The organism is Mesorhizobium sp. WSM1293, assembly GCF_000513875.1.
GTDB classification, from domain to species: Bacteria; Pseudomonadota; Alphaproteobacteria; order Rhizobiales; family Rhizobiaceae; genus Mesorhizobium; species Mesorhizobium ciceri.
The window spans coordinates 22,459-46,823 of the sequence record NZ_AZUV01000017.1; the positions used below are offsets into that span (position 1 = coordinate 22,459).

Consider the following 24,365-nt stretch of genomic DNA (forward strand, 5'->3'; position numbering starts at 1 on the left):
GATCGCCCTGAAACTAGCGGTTCACGAGCGCTTCCAAGAGGGGCTGCTTTTCCAAAAGAGCGCCACTGTTGATGCTTTCCGGCGCTTCGTTAGCCGTCGAGACGAACCCGGGTGCTGGTGCCCGCGAAAGAATGGGCGAAACCGCGTTCGATGGCAGTACGACCACCAGAACGCGGTCGCATCCGATCGTCTCACGCAGTGATCAACTCATTATGGTGCGCCGAATCTGGAGGAAGCTGTGCTTCATATTGCCAACGGCGCTTCAAGGGAGGAGCAGCGCTATGCCGAGCATTTGATTGCGCTGGCGCAGATCTGAATGTTCATTCCTAACCTCATCATTATCCGGCGACGGGAATCGAGCTTTCTGGGAGCGACCGAAAAGCTCAGCCGTTTGCTCGCCGCCAACGCCGCTGGACCGCCAGATTAGAAATAGAATGCTCGCGAAATAGGCCACCTGGAGAACCAGCCAAAGGGCCAGCGTCGTGAAGACGGCCAGACGGATGGAATCCGACGCGAAGTAAACCGTCACAGCGTTGCCGCACAGGACCATCCCCAGCAGCCGACAAAAGATGATTAAGCGCATGCCGTTCTCCTGATTTCTCGTCAATCGTGCAGCTCAGGCCGAGATCTGGTCGGCCGCGACATGAGTCTGGCAGTTCTTTGGGCAGACACGGCCGCAGGCTCCGCAGCCAATGCATCGGCCGGCATGGTCCACCACCATGATCATGCGATTGAGCTCACCATCGAAATCATCGTCACCGTCGTCGCAGGCGCCGAGAATTTCACCCGTGTCATCTACGCCGTAAAGGTGCATGACCTCCCGAGAACAGACCTTGAAACAGCGCCCGCAGCCGATACAGATCTTGCCATTTATGGTCGTCAGATATTCCGGCATCCATTTAGAGCCGTCGCGGGTGATGAATGCGCTTCTCACTGTAAACTCTTCATTTTCGTGAGCTCTCTCCTGGCACCGTGCAGCTCCGCATAGACGGCGTGCGCCTTCTCGGCCACTTCCTCTATCTCAGTCCATTTTACCGGAAGACCTTCGGCCAGGTCGCGCAGGTTCGTCTTAGCAATTGCTGCGCGCAGTTGAAGCTTTCGGACCTTCTTCACCATCTCATCCAAGTTCGACATGATCCTTCCTCGAAAATCAGTCTTTCACGCCCGCGCGACATTACAATAGCTGCAGTCGCATCATCGACCAGTTTGGTTCCGCCCGCGACTTCCCGGAAATGCCAACCGGCGGACGCCTCGACAGAACGAACAACTGCCGTCCGCGAAAAGCACGAGCCAGAGGCCCAGAAACTTTCAATGTTAGTTTCATCACACCTGAGCTCTCCTCGATCGCTATCTCCGCTGGCCTGAAAACATAGTGCCTCCACATCCGGATCCGGATTGCGAATGATCGGACTTGCGGCGCAGTTCCGTGAATGATGAAGCCGGCCAGCAGCTCGGTCCCCGATTTCCTTTGCATGAGCCCTGGGAATCCTGAGCATCGGAAAACCTCCAGAATTACTCCAACAAGGGCAAGGCGCTCGTTGTTGACGGCAGGCCAGGCGCCGTGAGAAATTTCGTTTCCTCAAATTCCAGTCCTCGTCCGCAACGGAGGATTTCTGCTTTCGGGTACGCCGAGTTCGGGCACACCTGCGCAACCGGCGGCTCGCGTGGGGGACCCTTTTTAGGGTAATTGAGGTCTTCATGGCCGATCTCGAACACGTCCTGGACTGAGATGCCTTCAAACACGTGGCAAAACCGCTCGAACTTCTCTTCCACGCCTTGTCCGCTTGTTGGTCACTAATGTCTGAGCCTTTATTTGCAGCAAACGATCCCGCCTCTAATGCTTGGGGCATACTTCCTGCCGGCGCCGCCGCGGAAAATCGACCAAGTTCAATTCCACGTATTCCGTTGTGATCTTTGCTCATCAGGCGGCTGCGGTTTGAATTTCCGGAGCCTTAGTTTGTGGAACCACGCAGAGATCCGCGTAAGAGGCCTTCTCACCCGTGTAGTTGGCCAAGGCTTGGAGCAAGGGCGTAAGGTAGTACTGTTTGATGTGGTCCGGCATGGGCTCCGGAAGGTCGAGCGATTTCAGCGCAACCTCGATCAGCTCAATCGCGCGAACCTTGTTGCCACACTCATAATGGTACTCAGCGACTGGAACGTACCAAACGAATTTAAGGGGGCCGTCGTTTTCTGGAGGACTCAGTGCCAAGATTTGTTCAGACAGCTCTTTGCCCATCGCGAAGCGCTCAGCACGGGGAAGATGGGAGTTGTTCGTCGAGGAATCGAAGAGTTGCTTCAGGGCCATTACCATCCAGGACACGGCCTCAAACTTCTTGTCGATAGCGTCGTCGACTAGTTGGCGCATAACTGGCAAGCCGGTCTCCAAGTCGCGTATCTTGTGAAGCAGAAGATCCGCATGAGTATGCCGGAACCCGTGATTGTCTGGCATTAAAGCGAGGCCTTCTTCGAGGGCCGAGAGTGCCGCCTTCCAATCCTGCGCCTGCATCGCCGGCTGGAGCTTGGCATAAATTGGTTCGGTCAGCGCCAGTTCGCGCGCTGTGCGCTCGTTCCTAACGATCCGCCCTTTATCGGCGGCTTTCGCTTCATCGCTGCCGCGCCAGCTGCCGTCTACGACTTTCGGTAAAACATCATCGAGTTCCGCCGGGTGGCCGATGAATGCGATGCGGCCGTCGCGGTCCACCAGGAACGAGGCAGGAATCCCGAGAGAAGAACTCGCCTTCATCCAAAGCCTGTTCATTTCGCCTGTGTAATCGAAGGCAATCCGATAATTTAAATTTGGGAATCTCTGAACCAGCCAAGCATCCAAGCTCGTCCGCGTCTCCTCCGTGGTCGGGCCATCTTCGCTAGCTGCGACTCCGATGACCTCAAATCCGCTATTTTGATATTTATCCTGTAGCTGCATCAGGTGGGGCATCGCCGCCACACAAGGTCCGCACCCGGTCGCCCAAAACTCAACAAGGTACACCTTGCCTGGCTGAAAGTTCGCGAGGGGCTTCCCACGGAGCCAGTCGTTGACTTTGATCGCAGGAGCCGGGGACTCAATACGCAACACCATGCTGTTCTCCATAAGCGTTTTCCCGGACCTCGTTGGCGTCCATAAGCGATCTGGCTCTACCCTCAGGAACGGAACACACGGGAGGCCATCACTCCTGTTGGGTGTCTCATGCGGGTCACCCACCATCGCCGCCCCTCAATGAGCAAAGGCCGTGCCAGCGCGCCTAGCACGCTGCAAACGCTTTATCGGCTTCGATAAGTCGAACAGAGCCAAGAGGACGGTTGTTTCGATCCCGACATGTTTTCTGCCGGCTGTCAGGTTTTGGACACGCATCTCTGGTGCGTAATTCGCTTAGAACAGCGAAGAGCCCTCACAGCGCCGGGTCGATAAGGCCCGGCGTATCGAGTGCGAGCGGCCGGATGGTGCGTATGCTGTTTCGCTAGACGCCGGATGCCGCATGCACCTCCATTATTTTCATAACAGAAGTTGCCTCGACCGATGGCGGATTTGACCGGCACTCGGACGGCAATCCCCCAAGGCCGGAGCGGGTTGCTCAGCGCAGAGCCCACGCCGGCATTTGCAGCAGTAAGGAATGGAAGCTCGGCGTCAATGATTCGGTGGTTCAGTTGGCCAATCTGGTCTCAAGAGTTAAGTAGCGGCCTTCGGGCGCCAGCAGCAGCGAGTAAAGACGTTGTCTTCATCGACTTTGATTGTCGCGACATCCGCTCGAGGTTCGAGTAGCTCATCGCCCGCCGGTCATTTAGGATTGCCTGACTTGGCATAGAACGCGAGCAGGGGTCCGAGATCAAAGATCGTCCCTGGCGCAAGTCGCCGCACGGAAGTGGGCCATATTTCGGTTGAGACGCCATCGATGCCTCGCGCTAGCGTGCTGGCAAATCGGGGCATCAGTGGTGCGAGTGTATGCGCAAGGATAGCAGCGGCTGTTGTCTGAAGCGCGAGGGAAGTCCGGGTGCGGGCGGGATAGAGATTTCGCGCCGCTGCATAGTCTTGCGCCTGACCATAGATTAAGCAATCGCGCACGAAATCGCAGGCCTGCACAGCAGCGCGACGGACCGAGAAGCCAGCGTCGGAATAGGCGCGTTCCATCGCTGCGCGATGGTTCTCTATCCGAGCAAAGAAAGCGCGATCTGTGGGAGCCCAGTCGCCTGCGTCGGGCGCACAGCCGCCAAAGTCCTGCTTGATTTCCCGGTGCAGCGCATCAAGCCAATTCAGCCAGATCCCGTGAAACACCTCATTCTCGGTGCGACGTAGCGCGTCCAGCGTGAAGTTCGTCCGCTCACCTTCCGGGCGTGTCAGGCCCAAATGAAGGCGCACGACGTCGACTGTCCTTGGACCCAGAACCTCCCTGCCCCAGACCGCATGGCGACGGCTGGTCGAGAACTTCTGGCCATCGAGCAGGTAGAACTCATTCACGTGATACCGGACCCGCGGCGTCCAGTGGGAGAACACCTCGGCATAAACAGCGGGGTAGAGTAGAGCGTGGTAGAAGGAATTGTCGAAACCGAAGAAATGGACAATCTGCCAGTCGTTGCTGGGCATCGACGCATCCAGTCGCGCCCAAGCATGCGACCTAGCGCCTGGATGTTGTAAAGGAATCCGAAAGCCATCTCCGGCCAAGCCCAGATCACCTGCCCACGGAGCCCTTCGGCCGGCAGGCCCCAGTTCGAGGGGTGGGTAAGGGGCACGGAAAGGTCGGCGCGTTGGCGTAGACGCGCGAACAGGTCCAGGATCCGAACGGGGGCGCCCGACGCCCTTAAATGCCGGTCTATATTGACATAGCACCGTTCCAGATCCAGTTCAGGGCGGCGCACGAAGCCGACCAGCGGCGCCTCGGCCGAGTGCCGCGACCGGACTGCACCCAGGTCGTGGCATAGGTTCGGCGCGCCGCAGTCCTCGCAGATGTTGCCACCGGCGGAGGCGCCGCAATCGGGACAGAGGCCGCTAACATCCGGTTCGTAAAGGTAATCGCCTGTCACGGCGTCAAACAGCGCAGGGCTCTCGCTCACATCTACGGCCGTGCTCCTCAGAAGACTTCGGAAACACGCGACTTGAAATTCGCCATAAGCGGCATCACCCATCGTGTGTAGGAAGCTGTGGATCTCGCAGTCAAGAAGACCAAGCGTGGTGCGAACCTCGTGCGCGTAGTGGCGAGCCACCTTTGCGGGCGTCGATTGATCGGCATCGGCACGCGTCACAACGTAGCTTTGGTAATCGTCGCTCCCAGTCAAATGATAGGCCTCGGCCCCATTCATGCGCAGGAAACGCGTGTAGACATCGGCACCCAAATAAGGACCAGAAAGATGTCCCAGATGCAGATCGCCATTAGGCGTTGGCGGCGCGGAGAAGACGAAGATCGGCCGGCCGGGAGCCGCGACCTGTGCAGCGGCATCGAGGGCGGCCTTGCCGTCACGCCAGAAGACATCCACGAAATTTAGATCTTCGTCCCCATCGTTGTGTAGTACATGGGCTTCAAATGGATCGAACAGAACTACGTCGCCGGCTTTGATCGAGATTTCCCCTAGGTCGGTCCTGACCTTGCCCGCGCCAGACAGGACTACGAAAGCCTCGATTTCGTCGTGCCGATGGGGCTCGGATGTGACGCCCGGTGCCACCTTGCCAAATGAAAATCCGGTGCCCGCGCTTCCCGTTCCAAGCGTGGCCACGTCAATACCGAACGCCCGCGATAGTTCCGTTCGAGAAAACGTGGATTTGCGCATAACGAACCTCAGCTATTCAAGCTATGATATCTTCGGCCGCCAACGCAAAGCCTCTGCCGCAAGTCACGAAGAGAGGCGGCAGCCCGGACCCGTTGACGCTCCCGCCAGAAAAACCCAACTCTAGCCCCCAGGCGGGCCAAGACGGGCACGCCAGTACGGCTTTAGGCGTCACGGAAGACCGCCCGGCGACCAGCCCACAATCGTCGTGCCAAAGCCTCGTGACGGCTGCGGCGCTGCTCCAGCAGCCCACAATCAAAAACGCAATGCTCTCCGCATTTTGAGCAGCCGATCAGTTGCCTGTGCATGCCTCGCCTAGCTGCTAGAGTTCAATTGCGATAGAAAATGCCGTTTGGCGGCTTGAGATTGTCTAGATCGGCTACTTTGCCCTCTGGCGGATTAACGGCGCGCTTAAGCACATTATATTCGGCGCGGGTCGGTCCACCGGTTGAAGCACGCTGGAAGACCAAGTAGAGCGTCCGCCGCGAACGGTTGCTTTTGTTCGGTTGCGAGTAATGCGGTGCGTAATCGTCGAAGATGAAGATGTCGCCAGCCTTCCATATTACGGGTTCCCAGGAGAATGTTTCGGCGACCTCAGGATCAATCACGCCACCGGCATCCATGGGAAATATCCCCTTCTTGTGGTTGCCGGGGCTGAAGAAAAGCCCGCCGTTGCCCGGGTCGGAGTCGTCGATGCCTACCGCAACAACCGCATGGACCATCCGGTCGGGCAGTCCGTGTGGAATGTGATAGATATCCTGATGCGGGCGATAGCCGCCGCTGTCGGGATAGTGGAAAATCAGCACTCCTTGAGCCTGCGCGACCGTTCATCGAGCAGCTCCTCGACCGCAGCCTCTATGCGCTGATCGTCCAGTAGCAGATGACGCAATGGATCATGGAAGTCGAGAATATTCTCGGCCTTCGAGGTGATCTTTCGATTATCCGTCGTCTTCTCGAACCACATGAGCCATTTGTCATCGCTGACCTCCCAGCATGATACGTCTTCAACAAAGCTGGAAATGCGTTCCACAGCCACGGCATCGAAAAACCTTTCGAGCCTGACATAGCCGTCCTTCTGCCACTTTTCTCTTTGTGCATCAGTCAACATGCGAAAAGCCTCCTGTTGGTAGGACGGTGGTCTAACATCCCGGTTGTGGCAGTCGGGCGGGCGAGTCAGGCTGTGCATCGATGCAGACGGTACTCCACGGCATCTCGACGGCGGCGCTAAGCACGTTCCGCTCCGGGTATGTTGCTGGGCTTTGTTGTCCCTCCTCACTGGAGAGATCGTCGAGGCTTGTAAACATCTGCCGGGCAGTACGTGTGAAGGGTACGCGGCCGACCATGCTGTTGATGATGCGACTGCTCGGTCGGCGACCTTTCGTGCAGTCTGACCCAGCGCAAGCCCTGCCCCACACAAGTTTCTGCGACACGGTCCCATTGAGGCTGGGCGATCAGGGCCGGCACATGCGCGACATGAGCTCCAACGATGAGCCACGAGGCTCACTGACACGGGCCGGTACCCTCCGCTGAGCGTCGACCCAGCAATGGCCACCAGGGCCACTGCGCATTTTCGAGCGAGCGACCTGCTAAGGTCTTTGCGGCCGAAGGGAAATGCTGGCCCGCGGAGTAATGAGATGGGCAGCTGAGTCCAATTATTTCAGTTGCGATGATTTCGGAGAAGGCTCCGGCTTTCGCTACGGCGAAGGCCGACATCGTTCCTTGGATGCCACCGCCGATGATCCGTAGTCGGCGGGTCATATCCCCCCACCCATTTCTGCAACGGGGTCGAACCAGCTGTCGACGGAGGTAGGGCTGATGAAGCCGGGATACTCAGAGTCGGCGCGAGGCGCGCGCCCTAGAAGGCTGTCGAGGATGCGACGCGCTCGCCAGGCCAGTAGGCTTAGATTCGGATCAGCCAGCCCGCGCTGCCCGAGGCTCGCGTTTTGTACGAAGATGCGTCTGTCACACGGTCCGTCCCAGCTCACCGAAAAATCGTCGCCAATGGCCAGTTCATTGTCGATCTTTTCCAGCCGGTCCGCCATCGGTTCCAGGAAGGCTGGTACCGCGTTCTCGTAACCGGTGGCCAGGATGACGATGTCGGCCGTGACTTCTTCGAATTCGTCCATGCCGTGCCGCAGGGTCAGCCTGTGAGCCGCGCCGGCATTGGTGCAGTGCAAGACCGTGCAGCCCGGCCGCAGTGCGATTGCGCATCGGTCTGGCTCAAGAAATGCGTGGCGGTACAGCGCCCGATAAACAGCGCGCAACGTGCTTTCCGAAATGCCGTCCGAAGCAAGCATAAAACGCCGCAGGAACAGCCTGCGGTGTGACTCGCTCATAGCCGCAAAACGATCCGAAAAGCAGGGCATGAACAACTCGTTTGTGAACGGGCTGTCGTCGAGGGGCAGGTAGTTTTCGCGTTGCGAGGCCCAAGTGATTGAGGCAGGCCGCCCTTCTTCCGGCCGACCGACTAGATGCAACAGCACCTCGGCTCCCGACTGTCCTCCGCCGACCACGCAGACACGCTTTTTGTGCACCTCAGGGTGGATGTGCAGTAGTTCAGATGAGTGGAACAGGTTGCGTCCAGTCCACCCCTTAAACTGAGGCGGAACTTTCGCCTGCTTGCCAATGCCGATCACGACGTTTCTGGCGCCGAGAGCCGCGTTATCCGTGCGCACCCGAAACTCGCCGTCAAAGCGAATTTCGCGCACTGTCTGGCCGCCGCGAACAAGCGGGTTCCTTTGGAAGGCCCAGCTCAGATATTGCTCGAACTCAGCTCTGAGCACGGCCTCGAACTGTGCATTCAGGAAATGGTAGAGACGCCCGTTCTCGTGCAGGTAGTTTATGAAAGTGTAGGCTGATCGCGGATTCACGAGCGTGACCAGATCCTTGAAGTGGCTGACCTGGAGCTCCGAGGAATCGAATGCGCTACCTGGGTGCCAGCGGAAATCGACTTGCCGATCCAGGAACAGGGCCCCTTGCCCCATTTGTTCGTGTATCTGACACGCAAGGCTCAAATTGGACGGCCCGGCACCCACTCCAATGCAAGAGAGCTCTACTCGCTCTGTTCGTGTAGGTGTTTCCCAATCAGGCGACGATCGCGGCGAATATCGGCCACTTGGTTTACGCGCCACACGGGCATTCTCCTCCGTGCCGCTGGAGTTGCTAGAAGCTTTCGTGTGGTCAGCTGTGAAGCCCATGGATCCCAGCATAGTGGGGAGATTGACACTCATGTCGGCGAGGTGTGGGGCGGCGCGATCGACGGCCCGCTCCCCGCTTCGAATGATCGCGTCTCGGTCAGCGAGGTGCTTTCCAAGCTTATCCCGTGTTTTAATCGGGCGCAGTCGCTCCCTCCCGTCGAGGTTTGAGCAGCTTGGGGATCCGCGAGGGCGCGGTCTCGAATACGGCGATAGCATTCTTCCGTGGGCCTGATCATAGGACGCATCCTTGATGTGTTCGGAAGGACCCCTGCATCTAGCGTGCCACAAGGAAATTGACCGATATTGGACAGTGAGGGGTAACCGTACGCCGGGCAAGGCCCAAGCGGCCGATCGGTCGAGTTCGTAACGGCAGGCAATTACGCCCCAGTGGACACCTCATTGCTTAGGCCGTCCGGCCGCTGTCCGACATAAGGGCCCTGACCTCATCGCCAACCCAACGCGACGGACTTAGTGCTGCTTGTAGGTTTCCTGTTGTCGGGTCCGCCATCCGCGATGCTTTGCCGTGATGTGCGCGCATTCCATGCAGCCGTTAAATCTGCTGACAGGGTTCTAAGACCCCCCGTGGGATTGGGATGCCTCTGACGTCTCTTTGCATGGCACCACACGCCGCCGACCGGCATCACGGATTCATTCTCTCTGGCGTCTATGAAAGGACGACCGCCGGTCTGCCGGCCGACAGCATCGTTGACTGATCTGCCTGTTCTCTACGGAGAACAATCACATGTACGGAAGAGAGCATCCTCTCCAGACGATCAGAACGAACCTTTGGTAGGCTGTTGTAGGGTTTGTCGGGTTTGTCGAATTCGCTACATGGTGATGTTCGGCCGCGTTCGCAACTAAGCCGTCAAAGAACATGCATAAACGCTGTTTGGGGTTTTCTGTCAGTTGGCACGACCTTTGATGATCTCGTTGTACAGCGGCACACGCTGCTACGGTGAAGCTATTGTTTCACCCCTGATATTCAAGCTCTAGGAAAGGAGAAAAGATGAAGACCAATATTCAAGCCTGTGGTGTGACCGAGTTAACGCGCGAAGAAGCATGTGCAACGTCCGGAGGATGGTGGTTCTGGGGAGCGGTGGCAGGATTTGGCGCAATTGGTGCGTTAGGGCTGGCTTTAGCAGCACTGGAAAGATATCTGAAGCATCATTAAGACGATGTGCAGGGGACGCGATTCTACCAGCTTACGCCTCCAGTAAACAGTCTTCACAATGATGCGAGGCCACTATAGCGACCCTACGCTGAACCGCTGCGGCGAAAAATATCGGGAAGCTTTCACCCTGCTGTCAGCTAGAGCTGCCAGAATGTTATCATTGGAACAACCAGCCAGGAAAGAGACCTTATGGATATGCCAGCTTATGATGTTACAGAATTGACTCCTGAAGAAGCGTCCTCCGTTTCGGGGGGATGGTTGTTACCTCTTGGCTTCGCCATTCTCGGAATTGCTGGACTAGTAATTATGGGTATATTTGTAGATAAAATCCTGAAACATAAGAGCTAAATGGCTACTGACAGGTGGGCGAACAGTATCATAGGCCGTAGACTCATAAGCGCGCAGCGACAGGCGCATTGAGGCGAGCTGGACCATAGCGAGGAAGTTGTTGGCGAGCTTGTCGTAGCGGGTGGCGATGCGGCGGAAGTGTTTCAGCCTGGAGAAGAAGCGCTCGATCAGATTGCGATCACGGTAGAGCCGTTTGCTGAAGCACGCTTCCAGCGCCGATTGCTTTTAGGCGGGATGTTGGGCGTTGCCGCTACGGCCCACGAACCACGAACCACCTGCTACAACCGCTTCGCGATGGCGGAAGGCGGGCGTGTGGGACCGGCTGATGGATGCCATCACCGCCGCGCGCGACGGTGACATCCAGATGATCGACAGCACCTCTGTTCGCGCCCACCAGCAGGCCGCGACGGCAAAAAGGGGGCCTAGATAACTGTCTCGGTCGATCGCGCGGCGATTGGCATTCGCTGCGACTCGGCCTGGCCGGCCAGATGCAACTCACCGGGCACCTCAGCCTTTCTGCTGAGGTGGCGCTCCTGTTCACGCGGCTCGACGGCAAAGATCAGCACCATATGCACTCTTTCATCGGGCAAATCCCCAAGGACGGCGATGGGCATGGTGTCCAGATCGAGGCGGTGTTGAAGTACGAGGTCGCGGATTTGTTCAACATCGGGGTCGGCTCCCGCTACTGGGGCGTGGCGGCTAACGGCACCGCTCATTTCGAAAAGGTCGGTTTTTCCCCGCAGGTCGAGAAGTGGGAGGTAGAGCGCTATGGCGTGTTCGTGCAGGCTAGCATCAAGTTCAACTGAGAGAGCAAGAACCGAGGAGAGCGGTCCTTCCGGGCAACGAAAGCATCAATTCGCTGGTCAGGCATATTGCCGATCGCCCACTCGGGTTAGGCTGAGTGCAGCGCTCCATCCAGGTTCTTCACCCTGATCGGCGGACCAGGTGAGGTTCTGATGATTGCCATTCGACCACCTGTCCGAAATGTACCAGTGTTCTTTACTCAATGCCTGAAGTGGTTCACAAAAGAGGAGCCGTTGTTTTGACGGCCATCAGAATATGGGCCAAGTCTGACTGGCAGTGGGCGAGCGCCGCGGCCTGTGATCGTCGGGTCCGATTGTCTGCCCTGAGATTCCAACAAACGGTTCGATGATGGCGTTTACGAAGCCCGCATGAAAACACCTCGGGGTCCGGCTTAGACACCGCATTTTCATTGGCCCAGCTGACAAACAGCCATGCCGCGAGATCGACTTCGGAGGTTCTCGGCAGAACACATCGCAGGTTCAGCTCAAACAGCATGTTGACGGAAAGGGCGGTAACGTGACTTCAGCGCCAAGTACCTCGCGTTGGCCCCTGCTGTCGGGTTTGTCGAGTTCGCGACACGGTGATGTTCGGCCCGGCGTTCCGCCGCGCTCTCAAGTAAGCCGGTAAATCTAAAATGCGTAAGCGCCGTTCTGAGATTTCTGCGAGTTGGCACGATTCTTGATGTTCTCGTTGTGCGGCGGCACACGTCGCGAAAGCCGCCGAGCGGAATCACTGATTCCGCATCCTATTTTAGCTTCAAGGAAGGAGAAACAATGAAAACGGACCTATCGGCTTATGCTGTGACCGAATTGAGCCCTGAAGAAGCATCTTCAATTTCGGGAGGGTTCTTTTGGATTTTGGGAGCTGTTACGCTATTAGCTTTTGTAGCTGCGAGTATAGGTGAGTTGCTTATCAACCATGGATACACGGATTGAACATAATTGCCGCCAAAGCTATGCTTCATACTGACGATAGCTCATTGATTCCTCTTTCGTCTGAACGGGCCAACTGCACTGCAGAGAGCATCCTTGCTCGGCGATCAGGGCGATCTTTGGCCATCTACAAGATACTTGTGCTCTGTGTGGTTGGGGCATTGCTGTCGCTGCCACTCATCACCATACCGGTGTCTGTCCAAAGTGCCGGTAGCATTCGCCCCACCATCGAAAAGACGCCCCTAGTGGCGCCGCTCTCGGGACGCATCTCCGGCATCCTTGCCGCTGAGAATGATCTGGTTGCCCGCGGGCAGGAGATCCTCACCCTCGATGATAAGGTCGTTGAGGAAAAGCTCAGGGCGCTTACAGGCGATATTCGCGCGCAGAGCGATCTTGCCCGTGACCTCGAAACCCTGATCTCTTCCGGCACGTCCAAAGACCCGATCCTCCTCTTGACCGAGTCCGCCACGGCCGAGGGCGCGCATTTCCTCAACCTGCTGCGCGAGAACCAAAACGCCCGCGATAGTGCCGCCGCGGAACTCGACCGTGCTAAGCGACTGCTCTCCGCCGCTGTAGCGCCTGCAAAGGCTGTTGAGGATAAGGCTCTCGCCCTCCAGACAATTGAGGTTCAGGGCGAGATCCTCGCCGGCCGCAAGGCCGCCGAATGGAGCCAGCAGCTCTTCGATACTAGGCTGCGCCTCAATGAACTTACGGCCACCTTGCATCAGCTCGAGAACGAACGGGATCTGACCCGCATTCGAGCCCCTGTGTCGGGCGCTCTCCAGCAGTTCACAGCTCTCAGCCCAGGCAGCTATGTCCAGGCCGGGCAAACGGTCGCTTGGGTTTCGCCGGACGCCGAACTGGTGGCGGAGATCTACGTTTCCCCGAGCGACATCGGCTTTGTGCGCCCCGGTCAGCCAGTGCGTCTGCAGGTGGATGGCTTCAACTACAATCAATCGGGCATCATTGACGCGACAGTGCTTGACGTGGCGCAGGACTTCATTCTCCACGACGGGAGCCCGGTCTTCAAGGTCCGCTGCGCGCTCTCGCGCCGCCATCTCGCCCTCAAGCACGGGGTCACCGGTCACCTGAAGAAAGGCATGACCGTGCGGGCCCGCTTCATCCTGGGCGACCGCACTCTCCTGCAACTCCTCTACAGTGAGGTCGACGATTGGCTCAATCCGCTCCTGGCGGGCCACTGATCCTTCAACAGTAAGCGAGCCGCCATGTCGAGCAAAGTCGTCAAGTTCAAGCAGCGCGACATCACCGATTGCGGGGCCGCCAGCCTTGCTTCTGTCGCGGCCTTCTATGGCCACAAGCTGCCATTGTCGCGCATTCGCCAGTATGCCTCGACCGGCCGCTCCGGCACCACGGTGCTGGGCCTCATGGAAGCGGCTCGGAAGCTGGGCTTTGTTGCCAAGGGGGTGAAGGGCGGCTTCGACAGCCTATACAAGATCCCCAAGCCCGCCATCGCCCACGTGATCGTCAAGGAGGTCCTGCACCACTTCGTTGTAATCCAGGCGGTCGACCCGATGTGGGTCACCGTCATGGACCCAGCCTATGGTGAAGTCCGCAAGCTGGCGCACGAGGAATTCAAAAAGCAATGGACTGGAGCCCTGGTGCTCCTGGTTCCGGCAGACACCTTCAAGCGCCGCGACGAGACGACCTCGCCCCTAGCTCGTTTCGCGCGTCTGCTCGCACCACACAGGGCGGCAATGGCGCAGGCTCTCGTAGGGGCGCTGGTGACGACGATCCTTGGCCTCTCGACGGCCATTTACGTTCAGAAGATCGTCGATCATGTGATTACAGCGGGCAACCGCAACCTGCTCAACCTGATGAGCGTCGCCATGCTGCTGATCTTGGTTGTGCAGATTCTGGTCAATCTCCTCAGAAACCGGCTCGTGCTGCAAACGGGACAGAAGATCGACGTCCAGCTGATCCTCGGTTACTACACTCACATCCTGACCTTGCCTCAGAAATTCTTCGACAGCATGCGCATGGGCGAAATCATTTCCCGCATGAATGACGCGGTGAAGATCAGGAGCTTCCTGAACGACGTCTCGATCAATATGTTCGTCGACTCGCTGATGATACTGTTCTCGTTAGGGCTGATGTTCATCTACTCGTGGAAGATCGCCTTGGTCGTGGCGATCTCCATCCCGTTGTACCTCTCGGTCTATTGGATCACCAACCGGCTGAACAGGGATAGACAGCGCGCCATAATGGAGAGCGCTGCCGAACTGGAAACGCAACTGGTGGAGTCACTCGGAGCTGTCTCCACGATCAAGAACTCCGGCATGGAGAGCTTCGCCAACTTCAGGGCGGAGACCCGCTTCATCAAGATGCTGCACTCCGTCTACAGATCCGGCTTGATCTCGATCTTCGGAGACAGTGCCTCGACTTTCCTTGCAACTCTATTCACCATCGTGCTGATGTGGTACGGAACGACCCTTGTCCTCGATCAAACCGTCACGCCCGGCGAATTACTGTCCTGTTATACCTTACTGGGCTATGTCACCCGTCCGGTTGCCAGTCTGATCCAGACCAACCGCATCGTCCAAGATGCTCTTATCGCGGCGGATCGTCTGTTCGATGTATTCGACCTGGAGCCGGAGAGCGGTGGCGGCATCGACGCCACCAAATGCAGCATAGGCGACATCCACCTGGGGAATGTCACATTCCGCTATGGCGGGCAACTGGACCTTTTCCAGGATCTTAGCGTCACCTTCCCCCGCGGGGAAATGACTGCGGTTGTGGGTGAAAGTGGCTCGGGCAAGAGCACCCTTGCGGCGCTGCTGCAGAATGTCTACCCCCTTGAGGGTGGGCACATCCGGATTGGCCCCTATTCTATCCAAGACCTCTCGACCGTATCCCTGCGCAAGGTTGTCGCTGCGGTGCCCCAATCGATCGACGTGTTCTCGGGCTCGGTCATCGACAACATCGCAATTGGCGAATTCGAGCCGGACATCCAGAAAATCCATCGAATCTGCGCTCAAACAGGGCTGAGGGACGTGATCGAGCGTTGGCCGGGTGGCTTCCAGGCCAATCTCGGCGAGAACGGCGTGCGCCTCTCCGGGGGCGAGAAGCAGCGCTTGGCGTTGGCTCGTGCTTTGTACCGGGATCCGGAGATCCTGATCCTCGATGAAGCGACGTCATCACTCGACTCCGTCGCCGAGGCGTTTGTCCTGCGGGTGGTTGAGGATCTGCGTCGGGACGGCAAGACTGTCGTCGTCATCTCTCATCGACTGAGCACCATCCGTAGGGCCGACAAAATAGTCGTCTTAGACAAGGGGCGGGTCGTTGCGGAGGGAAAGCATGCTGATCTGGTGACAAGTGAAGGCGCCTACGCCTGCTTGTGGCGAGCGCAAACTGAATCCAGCTAACAGCTGGGGTGAGGCTTGATCGCAGAATCTCCCAAGGCCATAAGCCAGGGTGGCGAAATGTTGTTGCTTTCCGGCCTCAGGGGCGCACTCCAAATCAGCGGCCGCCCGTCGCCTCATCGGATCTTTGTATCATGCGGTCTGCCTTCGCCGTGCGGAGCTGGGCAGGATTGCGCAGCCGGGGCGAACGCAGATGGTACTTGGCAGTGTCATCGGGGTGACAAGACCAGATTCTTGAAGCCCAGGACGGTCTCATCGATTTCGCAAGGTGGGCAATGTTGCTTGTGGTCCACGCCTCCCACTGCCCGCGATAGCGCTTGCCGCCCAGCAAGTCGGCTGGAAGACGCGTCCTTAAAAGCCCACCGCCTTTCTGAAGGTAGAACCTGAATTCGCATCGCGATCAGTCGGCGTCTTAGTCGAATTTGATAGCCCGCATTCATACCGTAAATGCGCTTATCGAAACGATTGATTTTACGAACAGCAACGAACATGAAAAACGCTGCTCGTGACCTTCTGAGGACGAATCAGTTGCATGAACTACCGAGCGGATATTAACGGTCTACGGGCCGTCGCCGTTGTTCCGGTTGTCCTATATCATGCTGGTTTTTCAGCGGTCAGCGGCGGGTTCGTTGGGGTCGATATCTTCTTTGTGATCTCCGGCTTCCTTATAACGTCCGACATCATCGAGCGGACAGACCGAGGCGAATTCTCGCTACTGGACTTCTATCACCGCCGCGTTCGGCGGATCTTCCCAGCCCTGTTCGCAATGCTCGCCGCCTGTTTTGCGACAGCGTGGTTTGTACTGCCGCCGGGAGAGTTCGTTGGGTTCGGCAACAGCGCCATCGCCGTCGCAATTTCCGTCAGCAACTTCTTTTTTTACCGCAACACAAACTATTTCACTGAAGCCGCGACCTCGCTCCCGCTCCTGCACACATGGTCGCTGGCCGTCGAGGAGCAGTTTTACTTCCTGTGGCCTTTGGCGGTCATACTCATGATGAGGTGGCTGAGACCTTGGGCGGCAATCATCGTCGCGGCGCTGTGCGTGATGTCCATCTACGCCGCCGAGCACTGGCTCCAGAGCGATCCGCCCTTCGTATTCTACATGCTTCCTACGCGCGCTTGGGAACTGCTCGTGGGCGGGCTGATCGCACTGCCTGTTGCTAAGGCAATAAGGCCAACCCAAACGATTGCAGAATTCCTTGCTGCCTCTGGCCTGGGGCTCATCGCTGCTTCACTCTTCCTGCTCGATCATGATACGCCTTTTCCCGGCCTTTACGCGCTTGCTCCCTGCGTGGGAGCCGCGCTCATCATCGCCGCCGGCTTTCATCGCGAGACAATGGTCGCAAAGGCACTGTCGACAGGACCTGGCGGCTTCATCGGCTTGATGTCCTACTCGCTCTACCTCTGGCACTGGCCGTTGCTGGTCTTTGCTGGCATCTATCGAAATCGCGAGTTGCTCGTTTCTGAACGTGTCGCTGTCCTGATGGCCGCGCTGCTGGTTTCTGCACTCTCATGGCGCTTTGTCGAGCGCCCGTTCCGCCGGAGAGCTACAGGTTGGACTTGGCTGGTACCGACCGCCGGCGCAACGGCTGCGGTCTGCTGTCTGTCCTTGGTGATCATCAACAGCTCCGGCTTCCCCAGTCGCGGTCCGGATGGCGGCCCGTCTGTTCGAGCGCTTAGAGCGGAAAGGGGCAAGTTCGAAGCATCTTCCTGCCTCGAGCGTGGCGGGCTCATTCCCAAAACGGGCGAATGCGTCCTCGGCTCCGGCAATGTCGCTCCGTCGATCGTTTTGTGGGGGGATTCTCAGGCAGCCCATCTTGCCCCTTCTTTAAGTGAGGCCGCCCGGACCACAGGCGTGCGCGTCAGACAGATTACAAAAGCGGGGTGCGCTCCTTTCCCCAACATGACGATGCTTCCCGCCAGTTCATTGACAGGGGATTGCCCGGCGTTCAATAGGTCCGCGCTCCAATCGGTGCTGGCCGATCGCAACGTCACACTCGTGATCCTCGCAGGCCGCTGGAACACCTACTCCGGGCGTGGAGGCAGCTTCCTTTCAAGGGATGGAAGCTGGCCGTCACAGGAGGCTTCCAAAGCGAACTTCACGTCCGCCATAGAACAGACCGCCGCCACACTGGCGACGCATGGCATTAAGACCGCCGTGGTTGGACCAGCCCCAGAACCGCCCACCGATGTGCTGACTTGCCTTATCCGTGCGGACTTCATGAAGGGCGATGCGCCGTGCTCCACCATGCCGGCCGAGAGGTCTTGGCAGAACAATCAAGTCCTCGCCGATCTGCTGCCACCAACCGTGCAGTTCGTCCCCATAGTCCCAGTTTTGTGTGGGCAGCAAAAGTGCCCGCTGAGATCAGGTGAAGACGTCTTCTACCTTGACGCGCTCCACTTTTCGCCGGCGAGCCGGCATGTCCTCGCTCCCATTTTTGCCAAGCTTATCTCTTCGCAGTCATGAATCGGCACTAAGCGTGCGGGCAAGCGGATCGCGGATCGCCGCGGTTCAAGCGGGCTAAGCCTCGGCGAGGACTGCAGCGAATTTTTGAACCTTATCGAGGCCTGCCGGCCGAGTTATGCGGCTCGAGCACCCTCACCGCGGCACTGATCCATGCCAACCGCCAGCAGCATCCTGTTGCCGCAATGCGGGTGTGGTTCGGCTTTCCCGAGCACCCGAAGAAAGCCGGTCGGCGCGGACATTCGAAGATTCCTGCGGCCGCCCCAAACGAGTCGGGTCCGATCTTGAGTGGCTCGATTTCGCCCCCCTTCAGTATGTGGATTGCCATTGCCTTCACAACCGGAGCCAGGGAACAGTGGCAGGACATGGTCTGCCACTGCGGGTGCAGGCTGGGGGCAACGGGTCAGAACTCGGCTGCCGCGCTGAAACGCCTCTTTTTCTCGGCTTCGCCAACCTAGAAACCGTGCTTTGGTTGCCTCGAGTAGCGGCCCTGCGCGGCACTTGGTCTGCGCGTGCATCTGCGTGAGCAGAACCCCAGCAGCACTGGAAGCAGGGAGAACATATGCCGGGCGGCGACGCGTGCAGATGGCTGCAAGGGGGTTCTCCCCGTTGCGTTCATTCTCCAGCCGGCATCAGAATAGGTCACCGGGAAGCAGAGCGCAGAACAGCAGTGTCGCAACTCCGGACGAGTCAGCGCGCCAAAAACAGCGGCAATGTCGGCTTCTCGAATGTCCATCTCGTCACACCGCCAAAGAGCCGCTCACGTAATCCACGGCTGCCATAAGCGCCCATGATGATCAATTCGGCAGACGTGTCGATTGCGTGCTGCACAAGCACCGTGGCGACCGATCTGCCGGCACTTGCCAACACGTCAACCGACACCCGAACACCGTGTCGAGCGAGATAGTCAGCGATGTCGGCTCCAGGCTCCGAGCCGTTCCCGTTGTAGTTCGCCTTCGGATCGACCAGGGCGACACGAACGTCCTCAGCAACGCAGAGGAGACCCAGCGCTTCCCGAACCGCACGGGAAGCCTCGACGCGCGAATCCCAACCGACCAGGACGCGCCGTGGCCACAGGGTCGCCTCAGCCCCCTTCGGCACAACGAGCACCGGCGTTCCCGTATCGAACAAGCAGCCATTGACTACAGGAGGGCCGAGAGTCTCGTCATTGAGAAGGCCCGGTCCGATGATCGTGAGGTCGGAACAGCGCGCCCGCTGTCGTGCCAATTCACCCAGGCTAGCCGGATCGCAGCAGTCGGTGTCGATGTCAAATGAGAGCGACATGGATCCCAGCAGCTTCTGAAGATCTTTGGAGCGTCTTTCCAGTCTCGCGATGTCATGGGTAAATCGATCGATCTCCCGAAAACGATCGTTCAAGCGGGCAATGGCCAGTCCACATCCCACAGGCCACTCGGGGAAACCATTTCCGATCGACGGATAATACGCCATGAGGAGCATCGGAGGCGGTAGGATCAGCACGGAAAGGTGCGCGCCGACTTCGGCACACAAGCCGGCGGCAGTTCTGACGTCCTGATCGGAACCGTCATCGCCGGTCACGCAGAGTACGCTTTTGAAACCCATTTGCCTGCTTCTTCCCGAGTATTCGTTGAGGCGTTCAAGCCGCGAACCGGCTCACAGCGAGGAAAGGGCTGTGGGACCAGACCTGGCAGGTGATTTAGCCGTCCGGATTATCGAGCGAGTAGCCGGCCGACCTGACGGTTCGAATGACGCTGCCGGGCGAAGCCGCCTGAAGGGCTTTTCTGATCCGGCTGATATGGACATCGACGGTGCGTGCACCGACATGGATGTTGGGCGGCCAGGCCGCGCGGATAAGGTCGTCCCGGCTGAAGACCTTCCCGGGGGCTTTGATCAAAAGCCGCAGCACGTTGAACTCGATGGGTCCGAGATGAATGTCGTGGCCGTTGCCGCGAACCCGGTGGGCATCGAGCTTCATCTCGAGGCCGCCACAGGAGAGCCAGCCGCCGTTTTCAAGACCATTTTCGCCCCGTAGGGGCAGCGCCAGCTTCGCCCGCAGACAGTCCAGCAGCTTGGCCGGTGCGATTGGCCGCACAAAGCTCTCGTCAATCCCAGCCTTGAGGAGGCTGAGGTGCTGGTTCTCGGCGCCGGGCGCGATCAGGGCGATAACGGGCAGGCCGCCGGTCCGGGGCTGCTGTTTGAGCCGGGAGCAGATTGGGGAGCCGGATATGCTCGCTGGCCCGCAGTCCAGCACCACGGCCTGAAATTCCCGTTCGTCCGCCAGTGCGAGCGCTTCCTTTGCGCCGCCTGCCGGCTCACTGTCGAAGCCGTCCACCTCCAGTATGTGGCTGAGGAACATATAGAGCTCGGCATCTTGCGAACAGATCAGGACGAGTGGCTTCATCGTCGCTGCCTCAAGAGCCCATCGGCCTGTTCGGTTGAGTAGAGGCCGTCGCACCGCTCAAGACCTATCATGAGCCCTATGCTCCAAATCCGTTTCCATTACGCACGCGCCACCTCGGGATAGGTTTCGATGGCTGCGATTGCCTCGTCGACCAGTTTCGTACCGGCCGCGGCGAGTTTGCAGAACGTCTCGAAGCCGAACCGATGGACGTCTCGCAGGGTCTTGGACAGAACGACCAGCCGCCCGGCAGCAAAAAGCACGCGCCCGAAGCCCTCATGGCTCATTTCGATCATCGGTGATGCCATCAGGCCCCAGCGCTCCTCGATTGAAAGGGCGACGGCAGTGTAGAACTTGTCGAGCCTCCACAGCACGTCCGGATCGGGATCGCCGATGATTGGAATCGTACGGCGCTGTTCCTTGCTGACGATGAAATCGGCCAGCAACTCAGCGTCCGCTTTGCCGTCCCATGACCCGTGGGAATCCTGAGCACGGATAAGCCGCACGAGGGATTGGAGAAACGGGCTGGCAAGCGCCACCTCGTCTTCGGCGACAGCAGGGCTAACCGCAGGGTCGGTCATTTCGCCTCCTCATTTCAGTCTTCGTCCTCAAAGGACGGTTTCTGTTTCGCAACGCCGGCTTCAGCCAGGACCTTGCGCAGCCAAGGTGGAGGGCAGGTCCTGAGCATTACCTGCGTGCGAAACAGCACCTCCTGGATGCTCTGAGCCTGCCGCACCTTGATCGGATGGATTTTTGCCGAAACAAGCTTGGCTGCCGAAGGTCCGCCGATCGCCAGGCAAAACAGGAGGTGGCAGCCCTTCAGCGCTTCTACCTTCGGAGTGATACGGTCGTCCCTCTCGGCCCGATGTTTCCCACTTTCGTCGGAGACGTCGTCGAACTCGATGACTTCCACGAGCTCCCACTCCTCACGCGTCATGTCGTAGATAACAAAGCGCTTGGCCGCCCCAAAATGGGCGTTGAGTTGCTTGACGTCCTGAGTAGCGATTGCCACCCGCAAGGCACCTGCTTGTCGTTCACGCATCGGACGGTGAACCTCGTCAGTGACGAGTGAGAGGCGACGCATCGGGCTCACCTGGCGTTTGCCGCTTGCGGAATGGATCAAGCTCCTCAGGCGTCGGCGCACGCTGCTCGGCCTGGAACAGGTTAGCAACCTCGAAGATCAGGTCACGGGTTCCTTGATAGAGGATCGAGAGCTTGTGCTGACTACCGAGCCGGTCGAAGACGGGGAAGCCGATGCGCATGAGCGGAATGCCAAGGCGTTGCGACGCCTGGCGTCCATGTGAATGGGTGACCAAAAGATCCGCGCCGCCCGCAAGCGCTTCCAGATCGCCGAGATCGCCGATCTGAATCGACTCCGCCGGAACCTTTTCCAGAATTTTCGACATATCGGTCGTCGTGACCGCCGCCGTGATATCGGAGCCCAACTCGACGAAGAAGGTTGCCAATTGGTAGAGTTGGTCTGGTTCAGCAGCGATCGCAATTTTCTTGCCTCCGAAATGGAAATGTCCGTCGAGCAACGCATCCTGCAATTGCGCCCGCCGGCGGCGGACACTTGCCGGCACAGGCTTGCCAGAAATAGCCGACAGCAGGGAAAAGAGCTGATCGGCGCCCTTCAATCCAGTCAGCGACTGAAACAGCACGTAGGGCACGCCGGTCGCCCTATACAGGACCTCGGCCGGGCGGCGCATATGCTCGCCGACGGCGATGCAGTGACCAGCCGTGCCGAGCTCGCGGATATCCTCGATGCTCGTACCGCCATAGGTGGTCGGGACCCAATGGTCTGGCACGGTACCGTCGAGCGAGCCTGAGAGGTCCGGGAAAATCACCGATTGCAGCCCAAAGCTTTCGACCATCTCGCGCAAATGCTCGATGTCAGCCACGGTGAGGTTCCAACCGGGCAGGATTGCGATCTTCTTTTTCTTGCGCGCCCGTTCGCCTGGTCGCGTAATGCCTTCCATCATCGCGGTGACAGCTTTGGCCCAGCCCTCTTCGAGGGCGCCGGCGAAATCCGGCGTGTTGGCCAGGACGATCTCCGTACCCGCGAGTTCTGCCGCGCGTTTCAGTCTGATTTCGGCGATGTCGCCTGCCGAATCTTCACCACGGGTTTCCACCAGGGCCGTCGTGCAGACCCCGATCAGCTTTGGCTTCGTGCGGGTCTTGAGATTGAGGATCGCCTCTTCCAGATTGTCCGACCCGCCGAGGATGGTTGTTACTTCATCCATCGCGGTGGTCTGCAGGGGGATCGTTTCCTTGAAATGCCGCACAAGCAGCACGAGGGCGAAGCTGGTGCAGCCCTGAGTGCCATGGAACAGCGGCACGGCGCCGTCGATGCCGAGAAAGGCCAAGACTGCACCAAGCGGCTGTGACGACTTCAGCGGGTTGACCGATGCTGATTTGGTCTGGGGGAGGATACGGGTCATCGCATCTCCTCAACATCCACCCAATTCGACGGCGTCTTGCCGGCGGATTTTCCGACGGCGTGCAGGTTCTCGGTGTCGTTGCTCGTGCCCGGCAGTTCGTCCTTCACATGGGGTGAGCAATCCCACGGAGCGCGCTCGCGCACTTGGGCCCAGATCGGGTTGTGGATGGCGAGGTCGATCTGCCGCACGAGTTCCACCATGCCGTCATAACCGGAATACGGGTGCTGTCGCTCCTGGTTGATGTCGAGCCAGGGCGTCTTGGCCTTTAGCGCGACGAACTGCGTGCGCCCGCCCGACAGCATGATATCGGCCTTGCCTCCAGAGAGCATGGCGTAAAGGTTGCGCGCTGGCATCTGCTCGAATGTGTGCTTGTCGTCTTTGAGGACCAGTTTGATGCGCTCCTTGTCTTCGACGGTCGATTTCTTGACCGAGGTGCCGACGATCTCGATCCCGATCTCCACCAACGCGTGGACGACCGACCAGGACTTGACACCACCCGTGTTCAGCAGCACCCGCTTGCCTTGGAGGCGGGCCCGGTAGGCTTCGAGCTTCTTCCATGCAATCGCCTCCTGCTCGGCGATCAGCGTCTCTGTGCGGTCCAGGATCTCCGGATCGGCTCCCTTCCTCACCAGCAGCTCAGCGATCTTGCGGAGTGCTTCCGAAGTGTCCGAAATCCCGTAGAAGGAGCCTTCGAAGAAAGGGATGCCCCAGCGCTCGTCCATCTTGCGAGCTAGATTGATGAGGGCCGTAGAGCACACCACCATGGCCGCCCGGGCGCGGTGCGCGGAAGCGATGTCGAGATAGCGCGCGTCCCCCGGAATGCAGGCGCGAATCCGGATCCCGAGCCGATCAAGCAGCGGCTTTATCAGCCAGAATTCGCCGGAGAGGTTGAATTCGCCAAGTATGTTGATGTCGTGCGGCCCGGCGTCGTCGGGTTCCACCGTGCCGATGACATGGTCGAGCAGCGCCTCGGCGGCGAGCTTGTTGCCGAGGTTCTTGGAGCCGGCCAGGCCCGGCGCATTGATCGGAACCACGGCCAAGTCGAATTTTTCGGCGGCGCGTTTGCAGACAGCTTCGATATCGTCGCCGATGAGCGCCGTCACGCAGGTCGAATAGACAAAGACTGCCGGTGGCGCATACGCTTCCTTGATTTCGCGGATCGCCTTGAAGAGCTTCCGCTCGCCCTGCCCCATCACCACCTCGAGTTCGGTAAGGTCGGTCGTGAAGCTTGTCCGCCACAGGCTTGGCCCGGACGAAGCTGCACCGCGGTTGTCCCAGGAATTGCCCTCGCAGGCGAGCGGCGCATGGACCAAATGCGCAACGTCGGTAATCGGCTGCAGCACGATCTTGGCTCCGTCAAACGCGCAACCGCCCGCTGCCGCTCCTGGCGTCAGCGCCCTTGCGCAGCCCTGCTTGCGCGCCTTGTCATCCTTGCCGCGGTTCTTGTCGCAGGCGGGCTCGTCGAAAACGTCCTGGATCTTGGCACTGAGCGAGTTCATC

At 58.8% G+C, this 24,365-nt stretch carries 21 protein-coding genes and 3 pseudogenes; 8 read left to right on the top strand and 16 right to left on the bottom strand.

The window, feature by feature from the left end:
• Positions 1-262: 262 nt before the first annotated feature.
• From M729_RS0121105 to M729_RS0121150, 9 genes and pseudogenes are all read right to left on the bottom strand, one after another.
• Positions 263-583, bottom strand: a complete 321-nt coding sequence (locus M729_RS0121105; RefSeq protein WP_027162747.1) for an exopolysaccharide production repressor protein — start codon at positions 581-583, stop codon at positions 263-265.
• Positions 584-616: 33 nt separating this feature from the next.
• Complete coding sequence (gene fdxB / locus M729_RS0121110; RefSeq protein ID WP_027162748.1) at positions 617-934, bottom strand: ferredoxin III, nif-specific; 318 nt, start codon at positions 932-934, stop codon at positions 617-619.
• Positions 931-1,134, bottom strand: coding sequence for a CCE_0567 family metalloprotein (locus tag M729_RS0121115; protein WP_027162749.1), 204 nt, complete (start codon positions 1,132-1,134; stop codon positions 931-933). Before M729_RS0121115 ends, fdxB begins: the two co-directional genes overlap by 4 nt.
• A 378-nt stretch (positions 1,135-1,512) precedes the next feature.
• Positions 1,513-1,773, bottom strand: a complete 261-nt coding sequence (locus tag M729_RS0121125) for a hypothetical protein (protein ID WP_027162751.1) — start codon at positions 1,771-1,773, stop codon at positions 1,513-1,515.
• 148 nt (positions 1,774-1,921) lie between these two features.
• Entirely contained in the window at positions 1,922-3,088 is a 1,167-nt protein-coding gene (locus M729_RS0121130) for a TlpA disulfide reductase family protein (RefSeq protein ID WP_348626674.1), read from the bottom strand.
• A gap of 684 nt (positions 3,089-3,772) precedes the next feature.
• Positions 3,773-4,555, bottom strand: a complete 783-nt coding sequence (locus M729_RS1000000139720; protein WP_280940186.1) for a class I tRNA ligase family protein — start codon at positions 4,553-4,555, stop codon at positions 3,773-3,775.
• Positions 4,447-5,754, bottom strand: coding sequence for a class I tRNA ligase family protein (locus M729_RS01000000135500; protein ID WP_280940178.1), 1,308 nt, complete (start codon positions 5,752-5,754; stop codon positions 4,447-4,449). Before M729_RS01000000135500 ends, M729_RS1000000139720 begins: the two co-directional genes overlap by 109 nt.
• Positions 5,755-6,080: 326 nt before the next feature.
• Positions 6,081-6,859 (bottom strand): annotated as a pseudogene (locus M729_RS1000000139855) (phytanoyl-CoA dioxygenase family protein).
• Positions 6,860-7,505: 646 nt separating this feature from the next.
• Complete coding sequence (locus tag M729_RS0121150; RefSeq protein WP_280940187.1) at positions 7,506-8,786, bottom strand: SidA/IucD/PvdA family monooxygenase; 1,281 nt, start codon at positions 8,784-8,786, stop codon at positions 7,506-7,508.
• A 1,168-nt stretch (positions 8,787-9,954) separates the two neighbouring features.
• Between M729_RS0121150 and M729_RS1000000138480 the strand changes: the two genes are divergently transcribed.
• Positions 9,955-10,119 carry a hypothetical protein gene (locus tag M729_RS1000000138480; RefSeq protein ID WP_156949319.1) on the top strand — a complete coding sequence of 55 codons (165 nt, stop codon included), beginning with the start codon at positions 9,955-9,957 and terminating at the stop codon, positions 10,117-10,119.
• 189 nt (positions 10,120-10,308) lie between these two features.
• Positions 10,309-10,467 (top strand): hypothetical protein, encoded by a 159-nt coding sequence (locus M729_RS1000000138905; RefSeq protein ID WP_198032124.1) that lies wholly within the window; start codon positions 10,309-10,311, stop codon positions 10,465-10,467.
• Positions 10,468-10,539: 72 nt separating this feature from the next.
• On the opposite strand, the pseudogene M729_RS1000000137480 reads toward M729_RS1000000138905, so the two are convergent.
• Positions 10,540-10,715: pseudogene (locus M729_RS1000000137480) on the bottom strand (transposase); the annotation flags it as partial.
• A 10-nt stretch (positions 10,716-10,725) separates the two neighbouring features.
• On the opposite strand from M729_RS1000000137480, the pseudogene M729_RS01000000135510 reads away from it, so the two are divergent.
• From M729_RS01000000135510 to M729_RS0121180, 6 genes and pseudogenes are all read left to right on the top strand, one after another.
• Positions 10,726-10,919: pseudogene (locus tag M729_RS01000000135510) on the top strand (IS5/IS1182 family transposase); the annotation flags it as partial.
• A 36-nt stretch (positions 10,920-10,955) separates the two neighbouring features.
• Positions 10,956-11,273, top strand: a complete 318-nt coding sequence (locus M729_RS1000000138910) for a hypothetical protein (RefSeq protein ID WP_198032120.1) — start codon at positions 10,956-10,958, stop codon at positions 11,271-11,273.
• Positions 11,274-12,044: 771 nt separating this feature from the next.
• Positions 12,045-12,206: a hypothetical protein gene (locus tag M729_RS1000000138485; protein ID WP_156949320.1), complete on the top strand. Its 162-nt coding sequence runs from the start codon at positions 12,045-12,047 to the stop codon at positions 12,204-12,206.
• Between the two features lie 116 nt (positions 12,207-12,322).
• On the top strand, positions 12,323-13,405 hold the full coding sequence (locus M729_RS0121170; protein WP_027162755.1) for an HlyD family efflux transporter periplasmic adaptor subunit: 1,083 nt from the start codon (positions 12,323-12,325) through the stop codon (positions 13,403-13,405).
• A gap of 24 nt (positions 13,406-13,429) precedes the next feature.
• Positions 13,430-15,586, top strand: a complete 2,157-nt coding sequence (locus M729_RS0121175) for a peptidase domain-containing ABC transporter (protein ID WP_027162756.1) — start codon at positions 13,430-13,432, stop codon at positions 15,584-15,586.
• Between the two features lie 529 nt (positions 15,587-16,115).
• Positions 16,116-18,050, top strand: coding sequence for an acyltransferase family protein (locus M729_RS0121180; protein ID WP_027162757.1), 1,935 nt, complete (start codon positions 16,116-16,118; stop codon positions 18,048-18,050).
• 687 nt (positions 18,051-18,737) lie between these two features.
• Here the strand turns inward: M729_RS0121180 and M729_RS0121185 are convergent.
• The 6 genes from M729_RS0121185 to nifE all read right to left on the bottom strand — a co-directional run bounded on the left by M729_RS0121185 (position 18,738) and on the right by nifE (position 24,364).
• Entirely contained in the window at positions 18,738-19,628 is an 891-nt protein-coding gene (locus tag M729_RS0121185; protein WP_027162758.1) for a universal stress protein, read from the bottom strand.
• 94 nt (positions 19,629-19,722) lie between these two features.
• A complete protein-coding gene (locus M729_RS0121190) occupies positions 19,723-20,427 on the bottom strand; it encodes a response regulator transcription factor (RefSeq protein ID WP_027162759.1) in 705 nt (234 codons plus the stop codon).
• Between the two features lie 98 nt (positions 20,428-20,525).
• Positions 20,526-21,005, bottom strand: coding sequence for a NifX-associated nitrogen fixation protein (locus tag M729_RS0121195; protein ID WP_027162760.1), 480 nt, complete (start codon positions 21,003-21,005; stop codon positions 20,526-20,528).
• 14 nt (positions 21,006-21,019) lie between these two features.
• A complete protein-coding gene (gene nifX / locus M729_RS0121200; protein ID WP_027162761.1) occupies positions 21,020-21,517 on the bottom strand; it encodes a nitrogen fixation protein NifX in 498 nt (165 codons plus the stop codon).
• Positions 21,483-22,865, bottom strand: a complete 1,383-nt coding sequence (gene nifN, locus M729_RS0121205; RefSeq protein ID WP_027162762.1) for a nitrogenase iron-molybdenum cofactor biosynthesis protein NifN — start codon at positions 22,863-22,865, stop codon at positions 21,483-21,485. The genes nifX and nifN overlap by 35 nt, the downstream gene beginning before the upstream one ends.
• Positions 22,862-24,364, bottom strand: a complete 1,503-nt coding sequence (nifE, locus tag M729_RS0121210; protein WP_027162763.1) for a nitrogenase iron-molybdenum cofactor biosynthesis protein NifE — start codon at positions 24,362-24,364, stop codon at positions 22,862-22,864. The genes nifN and nifE overlap by 4 nt, the downstream gene beginning before the upstream one ends.
• Position 24,365 lies beyond the last annotated feature (1 nt).

What these genes read in the sequence shown, in the direction of transcription:
- M729_RS01000000135500 (WP_280940178.1), bottom strand. Translation starts at nt 5,754, where the DNA reads ATGCGCAAATCCACGTTTTCTCGAACGGAACTATCGCGGGCGTTCGGT.
- M729_RS0121115 (WP_027162749.1), bottom strand. Translation starts at nt 1,134, where the DNA reads ATGTCGAACTTGGATGAGATGGTGAAGAAGGTCCGAAAGCTTCAACTG.
- M729_RS1000000138910 (WP_198032120.1), top strand. Translation starts at nt 10,956, where the DNA reads ATGCAACTCACCGGGCACCTCAGCCTTTCTGCTGAGGTGGCGCTCCTG.
- nifN (WP_027162762.1), bottom strand. Translation starts at nt 22,865, where the DNA reads ATGACCCGTATCCTCCCCCAGACCAAATCAGCATCGGTCAACCCGCTG.
- M729_RS0121195 (WP_027162760.1), bottom strand. Translation starts at nt 21,005, where the DNA reads ATGACCGACCCTGCGGTTAGCCCTGCTGTCGCCGAAGACGAGGTGGCG.
- M729_RS1000000138480 (WP_156949319.1), top strand. Translation starts at nt 9,955, where the DNA reads ATGAAGACCAATATTCAAGCCTGTGGTGTGACCGAGTTAACGCGCGAA.
- M729_RS0121130 (WP_348626674.1), bottom strand. Translation starts at nt 3,088, where the DNA reads ATGGAGAACAGCATGGTGTTGCGTATTGAGTCCCCGGCTCCTGCGATC.
- M729_RS0121190 (WP_027162759.1), bottom strand. Translation starts at nt 20,427, where the DNA reads ATGAAGCCACTCGTCCTGATCTGTTCGCAAGATGCCGAGCTCTATATG.
- M729_RS0121175 (WP_027162756.1), top strand. Translation starts at nt 13,430, where the DNA reads ATGTCGAGCAAAGTCGTCAAGTTCAAGCAGCGCGACATCACCGATTGC.
- M729_RS1000000138905 (WP_198032124.1), top strand. Translation starts at nt 10,309, where the DNA reads ATGGATATGCCAGCTTATGATGTTACAGAATTGACTCCTGAAGAAGCG.
- M729_RS0121180 (WP_027162757.1), top strand. Translation starts at nt 16,116, where the DNA reads ATGAACTACCGAGCGGATATTAACGGTCTACGGGCCGTCGCCGTTGTT.
- M729_RS0121105 (WP_027162747.1), bottom strand. Translation starts at nt 583, where the DNA reads ATGCGCTTAATCATCTTTTGTCGGCTGCTGGGGATGGTCCTGTGCGGC.
- M729_RS1000000138485 (WP_156949320.1), top strand. Translation starts at nt 12,045, where the DNA reads ATGAAAACGGACCTATCGGCTTATGCTGTGACCGAATTGAGCCCTGAA.
- nifE (WP_027162763.1), bottom strand. Translation starts at nt 24,364, where the DNA reads ATGAACTCGCTCAGTGCCAAGATCCAGGACGTTTTCGACGAGCCCGCC.
- M729_RS0121185 (WP_027162758.1), bottom strand. Translation starts at nt 19,628, where the DNA reads ATGGGTTTCAAAAGCGTACTCTGCGTGACCGGCGATGACGGTTCCGAT.